Source organism: Stenotrophomonas sp. NPDC078853 (assembly GCF_044901215.1).
GTDB classification, from domain to species: Bacteria; Pseudomonadota; Gammaproteobacteria; order Xanthomonadales; family Xanthomonadaceae; genus Stenotrophomonas; species Stenotrophomonas lacuserhaii.
Genome location: NZ_JBJDOQ010000002.1, coordinates 21,944 through 35,914, shown reverse-complemented (window position 1 = coordinate 35,914; position 13,971 = coordinate 21,944). Strand labels below are relative to the sequence as shown.

The window sequence follows — 13,971 nt, the reverse complement described above, 5'->3', positions numbered from 1 at the left end:
GGCCGGCCGGACGCTCAGATGTCGATGCTGAGCGATGGGTTACCGGTTTGCTCTTCTTCGCCGAACATCAGCGTTTCCCGGAACATCTGCGCAGCCCAGTCCTCGATGAATCCCTCGATAGGGCTGACCGGCTCGGGCAGCGGGACCAGATTGTCCTCGACGGAAGGTGCGGCGGGGTCGATGGTGGCACCCTTTCCGCGCTGGGCCAGGACGCGGTCGGCCAGGCCGATCCCGTCGTCCGATAGATTCCCTCGTGCCACCGTCGATTGTGCGAGCGGATTGATGGAGTTCATTGTGCTTCCTTCTGTTTGATGCGGAGCAGGGCGAAACCACGCGCCTGCGCGGCGGCGTCCAGCGACTCCTGCAGATTCGCGCTGTAACGGCTGGCGAGCGTGTTGAGCCGGTCCTGCACACCAGGCAGGGCCTCGCCCAGCGCCAGTTCGACGTCGTCCAACAGGCTGCCATGCAGGTCCAGCTCCCATGCCAGTGCGCCCAACTCCAGCAGCGGCAGCCGACGATTGGCCGGCCGCACCTCAAGCGCCCGCAGCAGCGGTTCATCGTGCAGCGCCTGCAGCAACGCTGTCTGGTCCCGCGGGATGTGCAGCACGGCCTGGGTGCCGGCATCGGACTGCGCCATGCGATGGGCGAAGGCCTTGCAGATCGGTTCCACTACGACATCCGGCGCAGTGTTCATCGCCTCCAGGGTGGCTTGCACCTGGTCGCGTACGGCGGTGGCCAGCGCCACCTGTTCACGCTGCAGGCCTTCGATGACCTCCTGCAGCGCGCCCAAGGCGTGCAGCATGCCGTCTCGATAGCCTTCGAATGCCGCCGCGGCGTGTAGCTCACGCACCTCCAGCCGCGCCTGTTCGCGCTCGCGGGTGATCGCGCCACGGGCGAACGCCTGTACGCGGGCAAGGTTGACGCCCTGCTGGACGCTGGACGCATGGATGACGTCGTCAACGGCGCGTTCCAGCAGGCTTTCAGGATAGGTCTGCAGCATGGTTCCAGGCACTCAGGAAACAAGTCATGTCAAAGGGGTCGGTAGAGGCTGTGGCAGATGCCGGAAGGTCTGGCAGGCCCACGAACCACAGCGCCATCCGCGCATGCAGCCAGTCCGGCAGCTGCCCATGCAGCCCTCGCTGCAGGTGTTTCCCGCCCCAGGCCAGCAGCAGGTCCGGTGTAGGTGCCTGTGGCCAATCTACGCCGGCTTCGGGAAATCCCAAGCGCAGAAAAGCGTGCAGGGCCGGTGGCTGGGTGGGCATCCAGCGCGTGCCCAGCACATGCCGCCGGTGCCCGGCGCAGGCCACGAACCAGGCAGCGGCAGGCACCCGCCACCAACCTCGGATCAACCTGTCCGCCAGTGGGTCCGAACGGCCCAGGTCGACGGCCGCGGGCGGCAGCGCATGGGCCTGGCGTATCCACCGGTTCAGTGCACTGCGCTGTGAGCCGGCAAGCCGTGGCTCCACAGCCGACCACGGCCGGTAGTAAGCCAGAGGATCGTGCAGGATGCGCACCCGCTCATGCATGGGAGGACGCCCCCTCAGGCGGCCTGCGCCTGCGGCGAAGACGCTCACGCACGCGCACGGCGCGCGGGTCGCCCCGCTGCAGCAGCCACCAGCCGCAGGCAGCCAGCGCGGCCAGCAGGCCAAGCGGTATCACCAGCAGGGCCCATAGTGACGTCGGCTCATCGGCCGGCGTCACTGCCAGGCTGCGCGGCTCCGCGGCAGGGGTCAGCACCACCGATACATTGTCGTAGGCCACATCGACGAAGGCGTTTCGCAGGAACCGCTTGGCGGTGGCCAGCAGCACCGCCTGGTCCATGTCGCGCGAATGCGCGAGCACTGCCGCCACATGCATCGAAGGCGCACGGCGCTGCTGCAGGCTGCCTTCGGTCGGGCCCGCGTCGTAGCTCACGTGCACGCGCGCGCGCTTCACCCCGGCCAGGGTGGTCAACGATTCTTCCAGGCGCTGTTCGATCGCCGAGAGAAGGCGCGCGCGCTCGGCCAGCGGTGTGCTCACCATGGCATCGGCAGGGAACTGCGCGGCGATCTGCGTTCGCGGCGCGGAAGGAAGACCTTTCAGCTGTACCAGATCGATCGCCTCGGCCAGATCGGCCGCCGCAACCCGCACCATGAAACCGGCCTTGCCCTGCAGGCGCTTCTCGGCCGGAATGTTGTGGTGGAGCAGCGCGGCCACCACTTCGTTGGCCTGGCGTTCGTCCAGTGCCTGCAGCAGTTCGGAACGCGCGCATCCCGCCAGCAGCAGGCACAGCAGCAGGCTCACTACGCGACGCGTGGGGGAACGGATCATGGCTCAGCTCTTCACCAGGGTTTCGATGCCCTTGGTCAGATGGCTGACCACGGCTGAGCTGAAGGCCACCGCCAGGGTGTACTCCTGATGGCGCGTCTGGAACGCGGCCAGCTGGTCTGGGTCGCCGGCCACGGCCGGGTCGTTGGACGCCGCCAGCAGCGCGGTACGTTCTTGTCCGCTCCATATGAAGCCTTCGGCTGCTGCCTGGTTGAAGCGGCTTGAAAGCGGAACCGGCAGGCCGCCTTCGGATGTGATGTCGAGCAGGTCAGCGGAAATCGGCGGGAGTGTGATCATGGGGGTTCCTTGCGGCGGAGGGCGGCCCGCGCAGTACGCGGGCCGGGAAACTCAGGCCAGGTTGCGGATGACCGCCTTGCTCTGGTCACTCAGGCTCTTGGTGGAGTTGGACTGCAGCATCCGGTACATGTTGTATTCGGACAGCGCGCTCTGGTAATCGGCAAGCTTGGTGGGATCGCTGGGACTCTTGCTCAATGCCTCGAATGCCTTCGCAAGCGCGTCCTTCAGATCATTCACGCCTTTATCGAAGTACTTGGAGTGGTTGGATATCCAGCCGTCCCATTGGCTGCCGTCACCGCTCGGATCGGGCAGGTCGCCCCATCCATAGGTGGGTTGGACAGGTGCGTTCATTTCGCTCATGTTTCTTCTCCGTGGTTTCAGGGTGGACTCAAGGTGCCTGCTGGCGCGTCGCATCACGCGCGTAATCCCAGCGCCCGCCGCCGGCGGAAAGCAGCTGACCGGGGGAATAGCGATAGGAACGTCCCTGCAGCAGGTCATCCCATAGCTGTGGGGCCAGGCTGATGCGACGCGTGCCCCAGCGCTGGTGGAAGGCACGCGCGGCCCCGGCCATTGCGTTCAGGCCTGCATCGTCGAGGAATACGTCATTGACGATGCTGACCCGCTGCCCGCGCGGTTCGGTGCGGGTGCTTATGCCCAGCACCCGCAACTCCTGCCGCGCCAGCGCAATGAGCTGCTGGTCACTGATGGCCGACACCCGCGCCTGTTTCAGGTAGGGCGCCTGCGCGGCAAGTACGGTGCCGGCGTGGGCGCGGCGTGCGTCTGTCAGCTGGCCGCTCAGCACGACCTCCGGCTTGCCCGGATCCTGCAACCGCACGATGACCACATCCAGCCCCGCCGCGACGAGCGCTCGTTCAAGCCGCGCCGCTTCCTCACGGCGCGACAGGTGCACGTCGTTGCGGCGCTGTGCCCGCCGGCTTGCGCGCTCGCCCCAGGTGCGCGCCGAAGCGCTGTCGCTGAAGGCATACAGACGTCCGTCATTGCCTGCGGCAATCACATAGTCCGCCGGCGCATTGGCAAGCACGGTGGCAAGGCCACGCACACGCGCTTCAGGTTGATGCTGCCAGTAGAACCAGGCCGCCCCGACGGCGACGGCAAGCATCGCACCGATACCCAGCAACAGCGCCGGGCGGTAATGAGGGTTGCGCGATCCGGCCCGGTTTGCTCGATGCGGGGGATACTCAACCGGCAATGCAGGAGGCACGAAGGCAAGAATATCCGGCGACCATGCCGCCTGCTTTCCACGCACGGCGAAGTGGATGCCTGCCGCCTGCACGGGCCGCTGCAGCGCCAAGGGTCGCCATGCCCAGGGGGCCTGCTCTACCGCGCGCTCGCCAAGCTGCAGCGTACCGTCGTCAGCGCTTACCCTCACGGCAAAGGCCGCTACCGGCAAATCGGCTGGAATGAAGTAGGCATTGTCCGCGGCCGCCAACAGGCGCGCGGCGTGGCCATTGGCCAGGTCTTCCTGCGGACCCACATGGAACACCGTTTCATGGCCGGACACGGAGTATTCGACGCCGTTCAACGTACCGGCAAGGATTTTCAGCACATACGACATGGGGCGGTTCAACAGAGTATGACGTGCCGTGGTTGGCGCTGATCATTCTCTGCGGGGTTTCCGGATACCGATATCAGCAGAGTTGTAAATGATCAGCCTGTGGCCCTGCCAATCACTGCGCGTAGCGCTGTTTCACAGCCTGCACATAGGCCTGCGTCTCGGCGAACGGGGGCACCCGGTTGCCGTGCCGGTGCACGCTGCCTTCCCCTGCGTTGTAGGCCGCCAAGGCAAGGTCGAGATCATGGTTGAAATGGGTCAGCAGCCAGGCCAGGTAGGCCGCACCGCCGCGCAGGTTCTGCGCCGGATCAAACCGATCGCGGACGCCGAAGCGCCGCGCCGTGGCGGGCATCAGCTGCATCAGGCCGACTGCACCGGCGGGCGATACGGCCCGCGGATTGAATGCGGACTCCTGTTGCACCACCGCGTGCAGCAGGGCACGGTCCACCCCGCTCTCTGCCGCCGCACGCTCCAGCAGGCTGTCCAGCGGCTCGGTGCGCGCGCGTGGGCCGCGGTCCGCGGGATGGGACATCCGCCTGGCGTAGGGATCAAAGGCAATCAATCCGGTGGCGGGCTGCTCGGATACGATCAGCTCGCCCCGTGCGTTCAAGCCCGCATGAAAGCCGGCTGCATGCAGTGTCCCGCTGGCACCGAGCAACATACCCAGTGCCAGCGGACGGCCCAGTGCTACGCGCATGCTGCACGCCGGACGACGGATTCCAGCTCGGCCACGGTGCGGATGTCCGCCAGCATCGATGCGGTGATCACCGCACCGTACTCATCTTCAAGGCAGGTCAGCAGGTCGGCCATCTCCAGGGAGTCCATGCCGAGATCTTCATGCAGCCGGTCGCCGGGCCGGATGTCTTCGGCGCCGATGGTGCCAGTGACCGTGGCAATCAGCTGGGTGATCACCGTGGCTCCTGCTTGGCCAGGATTTTCGTGAGGGCGACATGGAATTCCTCACCGAAGCGGTTGCGTACCACGCCACTGCTCCGTGAAGGTGCGGCCAACTTCACCAGTTCCGCCTTACGCTCACCGTCTGCGCCGACGACCTCGTTCTGCTGGGCTTCGGCGCCGTCATTCCCGTCTTTGGATACGTTGTTGCGGAGGTTTTCAGCGCCGAATCTGAAGCGCGAGCGCGCGTTCGCACCGGGCGGGATCGCCCCCATCATGTACGGGTTGGGCCTGTCCATGTAGTAGCTGCGGCCAGCATCGGGGGCCGTGATGGGTTCACTGTGCGCAGCGCTGCTTCCTGCCCTGCCCTGGTCCCCAGCACCCTGGTCGTCTCCAACCGTACTGTCGGTCGGCTTCCGGACCTGGTTCAGCTCCTGCGTCACGCGCTTCAAGTTCGCTGTTGCGCTCCCATCTGCCTGAACCTTCTTGAGTTGTTCGATTACTTCGGCGAGTTTTTTCCTGTGTATCTGCTCGTCTGTTTCTTCCTTCGCCGGCTGCGCCGTCGATTGCTTTTCGGCGTCTTCGATCGGGATCGGCTGCAGCGCAGGGTTGCCGATATCCAGGGTATCGGCCTCCTCGGCAAAGACCTGCCGCGCCTGCTCGGCCTGGCTGCGCTGGGTGGGCGCTGGCACACGCCCTACCGGCTCCTCGATCGACGCCAAACGTACGACATCGTCCCGTGACCGGTTGCGTCCGTAGTTCAAGCGCTCGACGTGGTTTCCATTGTTGTTGCCGTTGTTGTTACCGATATTACTGACGTTGTTGATGATCGGCGGGAAGACTCCCTTGAACATGCCGACAATCCGCTCCAACTGATCCAATGGGTCGACAGGGGTCGCAGGTCGGGAGACCGGTTTTTGAGCCGGCGGCTGACGGTCGGGCTGCTTGATCGGATCGAGAAACTGCAGGGACTCTTCAATCATGTGCAGCAGCTGTGTGCCACTGCAGTTTTCCAGCTTGGAAAGAAGGGCGGAGAATGCCTGTGGGTTCATCATCTCCGGCAGCATCTGCGCCAGCTGGCTGGCACACAGGCCCGGATACTTACGCGAAGCCACGTCCAGCATGGCGGGTGCCATGTCGATCAACAGCCGCTGCTCCACCCGGTCCCGTCCTATGGCGGCGATGCTGCTTTCCACGCACGCGGCCAGCTTCTGCAGTTGCGGGTACGCATCTGCACCGAACGCTTTGTAGACTCCGGTGTAATCGCCATCGGCTTTTTTGATGTACGTGGCGAGCGCGGCCCTCAACGCTTCGGTTGGACCTGTGGTCCGGGTGTCATGGGCCTCTGGCATGGCGAGCAACCGGCACGCATCGATGATCGCGCGGCCGCCTGCGCTTCTACGGTTGCTGTCCACGGACTGTATCGCCGCGGGCGCTACCCCCATTTCGCCCAGCACGGTCCTGGCGCAGGCGGCACGTTTGTTCCCTGCTTCCTTTACCCGCTCTGCGGTGTAGACATCCGGACTTACGTTCAGCGGTCCCGTTCCCTTCTTGGCGCTGGCCGCGGAGACCCGCGCCTCCAGCTCGTTGATCAACGGCGCAAGCGTGGTCCTGACCGACTGCACATGTGCCCCACTGACGTTGGCAGCGCCCCGGTGGATGTCAGAGGGATCAATACGATCAAGCGGTGCACGGTGGTGCGCGCGGGCGAAGCCGGTGTCGTCGTCAATCACGGATTGAAGGTGAAGGCTTCCCAGCTCACTGGCAAGCGAGGTGAGGCTGGACCAGCGCCCCATGCCCTCTTCATTGCGCAGGTTCTCGAGTGGAAAACCTGCTTGCTTGATCGGGTTCGGCTGGGGCTGGGTGGGGGGGTTCGGCGCGGAGATCCGCTCGACGAATGACATGGTATGTATGTTCCTTATCAGCCAATCAAGGCCTGGATGAAGGCTCGATCTGCTTCGGTGATCGAATCGATGCTGCTGCTGAGGATCTTCGTCAACTGGTCCCACATCTGCAGCTGGCGCTGGTATTTTTCCGGCACAGTGCGATTGAGATGGTTGAAGCGCTCCAGCAGCGTGTCCTTGGCGGACATCAGCTGCTGAAGTTGCGCGGCACTCAGCTTCGTGCCGTTCATCCCACTGAACAGGTCCTTCAGCGTACGAACCAGGTAGGGATCGACGCCTATCTGGAACTTCCCGTTGGGGAGGGCGACCAGTTTCATGTCAGGAAGGCCCAGTTCATCGAGGAATGCCTGTGCCGCTTCGCGGGTGTCGAATTCGGGACCGAATCCGGCGGCCTCCAGCTCAAGCGCGATCTTCTCCAGCTCATCGTAGAGTTTGCCGAAGTCGACGGTGACGTTCCCATCCTTGTCCGGCGCGCCCAGGCCCTGACTCAACAGATTCATGGCCTCACCGATCTTGGCGAACAGCGCCACGTAGTCGGCCATGAAGCCGCTGTACTTCTTGATCCACTCCGAATCCAGGCGCGCGAGCAGTTCGGCGATCCGGGCGAAGAACGCCTGGTGCGACTCGTCGATTGCCGCATCATCAGCGTCCTCCGGCACGGACAGAAGCGCCGACAGCAACTGGCGGTCCGTTCGCGGCAGGGCGTCAAGCAGCTCCCGCTGCTGCTTTTCCCACTGCAGTTGATCCTTGAGCACAGCCTGCGCATACAGCGCCTCCTGGTCCTCCGCCGTGTACGAGGCGCTGGTCAGTTCGCGTTGCCGCAGGTGTTCCAGGACGGCGGATGTGCTTGTCCAGGAACGCAGCACGGGCGTTTTCTCAGCCTCAAGCAGTACCGGGACCGGTGGAGCCGCGCTGTTGTGCACCGGCGGCCGGAGTGCGGAGGTGCGTGCCGTGATCGGCATTTCATTGTTCATGGGGTTTTCCGTGCAGGGGCGCGCCACGCTGGGTGGCGCGCCGTGATCAGGAGAGAGGGGTTCAGCGCTTCATGTTGCCGATGATGTGGTCGGCTGCCTGCTTGTTGTCCTGGCCGCGGTTGGCATAGAGCGTGAACATCGCGCGTTCCTCCTCACTGGTCTTGCTCACCTGCTGCTTGATCTGGCCGCTGACATCGAGTTCGACATCCTTGTTGAGGCGGTCCTTTTCTGCATCCACCGAGTGCCCGGCTGCTTCCAGGTCGAACGGCGAGCCGGCCACCGCGCCTGCGCCGTTGCTGGTCTGGATCACGGCATGGCTGGCGCTGGTCAACACCCCCAGTTTGGTGGTGTCTATGGCGTGTGCGGTGCTGCTGGTGGTCGCGAGCTCCTGCACGATCTGCGGTTCCGATCTCAGCGTCGCGACCTGGGGCGGCGTCGCCGCTGCGCCCGGGTGAGCGGTATTCATGCCCACTGCGTTGGCATGATTGAGTTGGTTACCATCGATGGATGCGGTTTCAGCGCCTGCCTTGTTGGCTCGCAGGCTGCTCACGCCCTTGGTCATCGCAACAGCGCCCAGTGTCAAGCCCGCGCCGGCCGTGACCACCCCCACCGACAGCGTGACGATCTTGGCCACTTGGGCGGCCTTGGCACTGCTCACCGTGCTTTCGGCCATTGCCTGCACCGACTGGGCGGCCAGGTTGACCATCGCTGCGGCCTGCTCGCGCTGCCCGGCATTCATCCGCATCAACACCGCAACCAGCATCAGGATGTAGGCCATACGGTCGTCGGCCTGCATCCGGATCGGCAGCTCCTCCGCGCGGGTGGCGCTCGCTTCTTCCAGCACTTCGCGCATGCCGGGCGCGTCGCCCAGCAGCTCGTCGACAAAGCGCAACGCGTCGGGCACGTTTCCGTCCAGGCCCGCCAGCGCACGCAGCTGGGTCGCAGTGGGATAGGCCAGCTGTCCATCTGGACTGATCAGACCGATCAGCGTCTGCGCCTGGGCCATGACCTGCCGCATGTCGGCCTCGCTGCCTGCTTCGCCAGCCGTCGCCTGCGCTGCCAGCCGGTGCAATGCAACGAACGCTTCGGCAGTGGCGCCAGGAACCATGGCGGGGTGCTGGCCAGCCATCTGGGGCAGCAATGCACGCCGCTGCGTCATGCCCAGCGGCGCCGCCATCGGGGCGGGAAGATCAGGTGCCTGGCGCGACCGCCTGGCGAGCAGGGCGTGGCCCGCTTGTTGGCTGGCCCTGTCGGCGGCACGCTGCGCCTGCGCGTCGTCGGCTTCAGCTGGCATGCTGGAGTTCGGCAACGCCTGCAGGGTGAGGCGCTGCATGCTCTGCGGGGTAATGCTCGAGGAAATGATGTTCATGTAGTGATTCCTGTAGACGGACGTGCGGCCAAGGGACTCAGGCGCGGTTGCGGATATGGGAAATGATGTGGCGGCCGGTCTCGGCACGGTCGTCGTTGACCTGGCTCGTCTGCACCATCAGGTCCATTGAACTGCGGTACCAGAGGGCCATTGCCTCGCCCATGCTGCGCATGATGCCCATCAGTATTTCGTTGCCTGCCATGCTTTCCAGCACTGCCGCAAACAGCTTGGCGGCCTCCAGCATCATGCCGGCCATTACCAGCTGCCCTGCGTTCTGCACGATCTGCCCGATGGCGCCTGTGGCCTGCGCGACAAACTGCAGTACGCGGCTGCCCTGTTCGATGACACGCGCCGCAGTGAGGGTCGAGTCGACCGCGGCCTTCGCGGTACCGACCCCACCGGCCACGCTGCGGCCCGCTGCGGCGATGTTGCCGGTCACCATCATCACCGCCACGATGGCCACGATCACCGCGACGGTGGCCATGATCGCGCCCACCTGTTTGGCCGTATCTTCGGGTACGCCGAAGGCGATCAACGCATTGGCGATTACCTTGCCCAACCCCTCGATGGCCTTGCCGACGACAGAGAATCCGGTGGTCATGCCGACGATGCTGTCGATGGTGAGCATCATGCCCATCACCCCGCCGGCAATCAGCGCGACATTGCCGTGCAGCGCACCCACCACGATGGCGGCGACGCTGGCCACCACGCCCACCGCCGCACCGATCCAGCCAAGTATTTTTCCCGCGCAGCCGGTCTTCTTCTCCGCGTCGCGTGCGCGCTGGATTTGTTCATCGCGCTGTCGGATCTGCTCGCGCTCCTGCGCGTGCCTGGCCTCGATGGTCTTTTGGATGTAGGCGGTATCCAGCTCGTGTTTACTGATGATCCCGTCGTTTATCAGTTTGAAAAGCATCCCCATCATCGCCACCAGCGTACTTTGGGCATCCCATGCTTTCGCCGATGAAGGGTCTACGCCCAGCGGCTGCCCGGCATTGAAGGCTTCTGCCCTGGCGCGCTCGGCATCCAGCTCGCCCAGCCGCCCGTCCAGTGTCTGCGCGGCTTCGAACAACGCCTTTGCCGCTGCCTCATGGCGGCCCTGTGCCTGCTGCTGCGCTGCCTGTGCGGCAGTCAGTTCAGCCTGCTTTGCTGCATATCCCGGGTCATCCGGCTGCATGGTGTCCAGTTCTGCCTGCAGGCGCTCCACCTCCTGGCGCGCCGCTTCAAGCGCCCCTTCCTGCGCGCCGAGCTCTGCCATGGCGGCATCGGCGGCGTCCTGCGCGGCCATGGCCGCCTCCAGTGCCGCCTGCACGCTGGCCGCCAGAGCACCGGCCTGGGCTGCACGCGCGTCCCGTTGAGCCCGAAGGACGTCCCATCGCTGGCGTAGTGAATCGAGGCTGCTGTCGCTTACTTTGGACCACAGCCTGGCCATCAGCAGGGTCTTCAGCGCGTCGTTGGTCAACCGCTGTGCATCTTCGCCTGCGGCTTGGCGGATCCTGTCCATGTCAGGCTGGCGCAGGCCTACCGGGTCCTGTTGGCCTCCCGGACTCCCCCCTGCGTGCGGCCGGGCAGAGGCGTACGCGGCAAACATATCCGCCTGGACCTGGTCCAGCTGCGCGGAGGTGACCCGCGCACCAAATCCTTCCGCCGCGCGGATGGCGTTCTCTTTGCCGGTGGTACGCAGCACCAGGGGGCTGCGGTACGCCGGCATGGTGAGCAGAAGCTCGCTCATTGCAGGTTCCTCGTTCGGTAGTGCCCTGCCGGGCGGTAGCGACCGGCAGCGCATGGGGCGCGGCCTGGTCGGGGGGTGTCAGCAGGGTCAGTATCGCGAGGGCGCGCAACGCCAACTTTCAGTTTCCGCCCTTGCGTGGCAAGCCCTCCGGAGCGTTGCGCGATGGATGGTCGGCGGCGGCGGTCAGCGTCCGGCCCCGCCATCCCCGGCGTTTTCCGCGTCCCGGTCGCGCTGCTGCTTTACCGCCTGCAGATAAGCCTCCGCGCGCATGCCGAGTTCGCTCCCCGCCGCCCGCCCTGCTACCGCCTCGAAGCATTCGCGCGCTTTGCCCAACCGCCCCAGCGCAAGATGGCATTGGCCGACATGGAACATCGGACGGTCATCGGTGAGGTTCAGCGCCTGCGCCACCGCGTACATGCCAATGGCCTTTTCGTGTTCGCGCTTCAGGTGAAGCACCGCGCCCATGCCCAGCGCGTAGTCTGCGTTGTAGAAGTCGTACAGGCACAGGAAGCGGAAGAACGCCTCGGCTTCATCCAGCTGGCCGTTCTCGTAGTAACCATGCGCGATCGCGTAGACCCCTTCCAGAGTGTCACGGCTCACTCCTTTCAGGTCGGCTACGGTGGCTCCTTCGCGCAGTCCCTCCAGGATCATGCGGGTGATTTCTGCGTCATCGGCAGGCGAGGGCGGAGAACCGGTGGGATCGTGGTCAATGGGCATGTGATGCTCCTGGGGATGGGTCGGTAGGTGGCTTGGTCGGGTGGCCGTCCGGCGTTTGGCCTTCGTCGTCGGGCGGCTTGCCGGCGCGTTCAACATCGCGCAGCCAGCGCACGATCTGCATCACCGGATCGATGCTGCGGTCGTGCACGAAGCGGTAGCGGCGGGTGCTGGAATAGATGGCGCGCGCCAGGGCGACATCGCGCACGACCGGCACGCCGTTGGCTTCGGCCAGCGCGATCACCTTGCGGGCACGCGCGCCGCGCTCACGCACCGAAACGAACGGCATGGGGGTGTCATCGTCCATCAGGAAGATGCCGACAGCGATGTGGGTCGGGTTGGCCAGCACTACCGTGGAACCGCGCGTGTCCGCCTGTACCTGCGCGGACAGTTCGTCGTTGATTTCATTGCGGCGCTGCTTGAGCTCGGGCTTGATCTCGTTGTCCTTGCGCTCGCGCTTGACCTCATGCTTTTCCATCTTCAGACCGCGGATGAACAGGACGTGGTCCAGCCACGCGGTGAGCAGGTACACCGGCGCAAGCGCCAGCAGCAGGCCCAGCCCGAACATCAGCGCCACGTGCCGCCATGCAGCCGCCATCTGTGCATCGGTGGCGTGCACCTGGCTGGCCAGGTCCGTGCCCCAGATGCCCAGCGCCAGCCAGGCAAACAGCCCACAGGACACCAGATACAACACAGTGCGCAGCAGGTCTTTCAGCACGCGCATCGAGAACAGGTTCTTGAAGCCAGTGACCGGGTTCAGCTTGGTCAGATCGAAACGGATGGCCTCGCTGGCGATTCGCCCCTTGCTCATCCACAGAGAGCACAGCACCACGGCGAGCGTGCATGCCAGCAGCACCGGTGCCAGCGCCATCAGCAGCGCCTTCAACGCAGCCAGTGCGGCCGCCGCAGGAGTCATCACGAATCCGCCGCGCACACTGTCCACGTAGAGCTGGGCCAGCGGCATCAGGGATCCCAGCAGCGCCATCGCCGGAATCCCCGCCCACAGCACGGCCGCCGCCAGCAGGTCACGGCTGTTGAAGGACTTGCCCTTTCTTGATTCTTTTTCCAGCCGCTGCGGCGTCGGCTTCTCGGTTTTCTCGCTGGCGCCGGCGCTCATCCCGCCGCTCCCGGCAGGATGCCGCGCAGCGCCGGGTAATGGCGCCACAGCACGGGTACCTGCTCGGTCATGGTCACCATGAGGTAGACCAGCAATGCAGCAAAAGCCAACACGGATTTCACCGCCAACGACACGGAGAACGCGTTGAGCTGCTGGGCGAAGCGGGAGATCACCCCCAGCAGGATCTCCACCAGGAACAGCAGCAGCAGCACCGGCGCGGCCATGCGGAGGGCGGCCGACAACACGATATCCACGAAGCCGTGGATGCTGGGAAGGTCCGGCAGGAAGTTTCCGCCCATCGGCAGGAGCACATAGCTTCCCTGCACCGCCGCCAGCAGCGGCACCATGCCGCCCGCCACCAGGAACACCACCGCGCTCATCATCTGCAGCAGGTTGGCCATTTCGGTGGCCTCCACGCCGGTGAGCGGGTCGAGCATCGCGCCGACGCCCGCGCCGCGCTGGGTATCGATCAACGAACCCAGGGCGTGGAACACGTGGTATGGCAGGGCAAGCATCAACCCGAGCACCGTGCCGGCCATGGCTTCACGCAGCACGGCCAGCCCCAGCGACAGCATGTCTGCCGGACGTTGCACCGATTCAGTCACCGGCCACAGGCCGATCAGCACCACCAGCGCCATGATCACCCGCACCATGCGCGAGGGCACAGCGCCGCTGGACAGGTAGGGCAACCAGGCAAAGCAGGCCAGCAGCCGCGCCAGGCCGAGCGTGGCCGGGACGGCATGTTCACCCAGCGCGTGGACCAGCCCGCTATCCAGCGAGGTCAGCATCATGCCGGTCAGACCCCCAACGCGCGGGCGAACACCAGGTTGCCGAAGTCGATCAGGGTGCGTGACATCCAACCCAGCAGGATCAGCAGGCTCAACACCACGGCCAGCATCTTCGCGCCGAATGGCAGGGTCTGCTCCTGCAGCTGGGTGACAGTCTGGAACAGGCCGATGAGCAGCCCGACCACGGTCGCCACGATCACCGGCCCGGCTGACAACAGCAGCACCAGCATCAGGGTCTTGTTACCGATGTTGATCAGTTCGTTCATGGCCGCCCGCCCCGTGCGCAGGCGGCACGCACATGCAGG

General features: G+C 65.2%; 17 protein-coding genes. All 17 read right to left on the bottom strand.

Features of this window, described 5'->3' with window-relative positions:
- Nucleotides 1-14 precede the first annotated feature (14 nt).
- The 17 genes from ACI2JH_RS02410 to sctS all read right to left on the bottom strand — a co-directional run bounded on the left by ACI2JH_RS02410 (nt 15) and on the right by sctS (nt 13,932).
- Nucleotides 15-293, bottom strand: a complete 279-nt coding sequence (locus ACI2JH_RS02410) for a hypothetical protein (RefSeq protein WP_101099461.1) — start codon at nt 291-293, stop codon at nt 15-17.
- Complete coding sequence (locus ACI2JH_RS02405) at nt 290-1,000, bottom strand: hypothetical protein (RefSeq protein WP_404735332.1); 711 nt, start codon at nt 998-1,000, stop codon at nt 290-292. Before ACI2JH_RS02405 ends, ACI2JH_RS02410 begins: the two co-directional genes overlap by 4 nt.
- A complete protein-coding gene (locus ACI2JH_RS02400) occupies nt 981-1,526 on the bottom strand; it encodes a hypothetical protein (RefSeq protein WP_404735331.1) in 546 nt (181 codons plus the stop codon). The genes ACI2JH_RS02405 and ACI2JH_RS02400 overlap by 20 nt, the downstream gene beginning before the upstream one ends.
- Nucleotides 1,519-2,310: a type III secretion system inner membrane ring lipoprotein SctJ gene (sctJ, locus tag ACI2JH_RS02395; RefSeq protein ID WP_404735330.1), complete on the bottom strand. Its 792-nt coding sequence runs from the start codon at nt 2,308-2,310 to the stop codon at nt 1,519-1,521. The genes ACI2JH_RS02400 and sctJ overlap by 8 nt, the downstream gene beginning before the upstream one ends.
- A 3-nt stretch (nt 2,311-2,313) precedes the next feature.
- Entirely contained in the window at nt 2,314-2,604 is a 291-nt protein-coding gene (gene sctI, locus ACI2JH_RS02390; RefSeq protein ID WP_101099465.1) for a type III secretion system inner rod subunit SctI, read from the bottom strand.
- Between the two features lie 51 nt (nt 2,605-2,655).
- Nucleotides 2,656-2,964 carry a type III secretion system needle filament subunit SctF gene (sctF, locus tag ACI2JH_RS02385; RefSeq protein WP_404735329.1) on the bottom strand — a complete coding sequence of 103 codons (309 nt, stop codon included), beginning with the start codon at nt 2,962-2,964 and terminating at the stop codon, nt 2,656-2,658.
- A gap of 28 nt (nt 2,965-2,992) precedes the next feature.
- Nucleotides 2,993-4,180, bottom strand: a complete 1,188-nt coding sequence (locus ACI2JH_RS02380) for a PrgH/EprH family type III secretion apparatus protein (protein ID WP_404735328.1) — start codon at nt 4,178-4,180, stop codon at nt 2,993-2,995.
- Between the two features lie 112 nt (nt 4,181-4,292).
- Nucleotides 4,293-4,874, bottom strand: a complete 582-nt coding sequence (locus ACI2JH_RS02375; RefSeq protein ID WP_404735327.1) for a lytic transglycosylase domain-containing protein — start codon at nt 4,872-4,874, stop codon at nt 4,293-4,295.
- The gene (locus ACI2JH_RS02370) at nt 4,865-5,089 is read right to left on the bottom strand and encodes an acyl carrier protein (protein ID WP_404735326.1); all 225 of its coding nucleotides are present in this window, start codon (nt 5,087-5,089) and stop codon (nt 4,865-4,867) included. Before ACI2JH_RS02370 ends, ACI2JH_RS02375 begins: the two co-directional genes overlap by 10 nt.
- Nucleotides 5,086-6,975, bottom strand: a complete 1,890-nt coding sequence (locus ACI2JH_RS02365; RefSeq protein ID WP_404735325.1) for a hypothetical protein — start codon at nt 6,973-6,975, stop codon at nt 5,086-5,088. The genes ACI2JH_RS02370 and ACI2JH_RS02365 overlap by 4 nt, the downstream gene beginning before the upstream one ends.
- A 17-nt stretch (nt 6,976-6,992) precedes the next feature.
- Complete coding sequence (locus ACI2JH_RS02360; protein ID WP_404735324.1) at nt 6,993-7,976, bottom strand: IpaD/SipD/SspD family type III secretion system needle tip protein; 984 nt, start codon at nt 7,974-7,976, stop codon at nt 6,993-6,995.
- A 34-nt stretch (nt 7,977-8,010) separates the two neighbouring features.
- Complete coding sequence (locus tag ACI2JH_RS02355; protein ID WP_404735323.1) at nt 8,011-9,318, bottom strand: hypothetical protein; 1,308 nt, start codon at nt 9,316-9,318, stop codon at nt 8,011-8,013.
- A 37-nt stretch (nt 9,319-9,355) separates the two neighbouring features.
- Nucleotides 9,356-11,047 carry a type III secretion system translocon subunit SctE gene (gene sctE, locus ACI2JH_RS02350; RefSeq protein ID WP_404735322.1) on the bottom strand — a complete coding sequence of 564 codons (1,692 nt, stop codon included), beginning with the start codon at nt 11,045-11,047 and terminating at the stop codon, nt 9,356-9,358.
- Nucleotides 11,048-11,230: 183 nt separating this feature from the next.
- On the bottom strand, nt 11,231-11,764 hold the full coding sequence (locus ACI2JH_RS02345) for a SycD/LcrH family type III secretion system chaperone (RefSeq protein ID WP_404735321.1): 534 nt from the start codon (nt 11,762-11,764) through the stop codon (nt 11,231-11,233).
- Nucleotides 11,754-12,878 carry an EscU/YscU/HrcU family type III secretion system export apparatus switch protein gene (locus tag ACI2JH_RS02340; protein WP_404735320.1) on the bottom strand — a complete coding sequence of 375 codons (1,125 nt, stop codon included), beginning with the start codon at nt 12,876-12,878 and terminating at the stop codon, nt 11,754-11,756. Before ACI2JH_RS02340 ends, ACI2JH_RS02345 begins: the two co-directional genes overlap by 11 nt.
- Nucleotides 12,875-13,669: a type III secretion system export apparatus subunit SctT gene (sctT, locus tag ACI2JH_RS02335; RefSeq protein WP_101099473.1), complete on the bottom strand. Its 795-nt coding sequence runs from the start codon at nt 13,667-13,669 to the stop codon at nt 12,875-12,877. Before sctT ends, ACI2JH_RS02340 begins: the two co-directional genes overlap by 4 nt.
- Before the next feature lie 5 nt (nt 13,670-13,674).
- Complete coding sequence (gene sctS / locus ACI2JH_RS02330; protein WP_182656385.1) at nt 13,675-13,932, bottom strand: type III secretion system export apparatus subunit SctS; 258 nt, start codon at nt 13,930-13,932, stop codon at nt 13,675-13,677.
- Nucleotides 13,933-13,971: the final 39 nt, after the last annotated feature.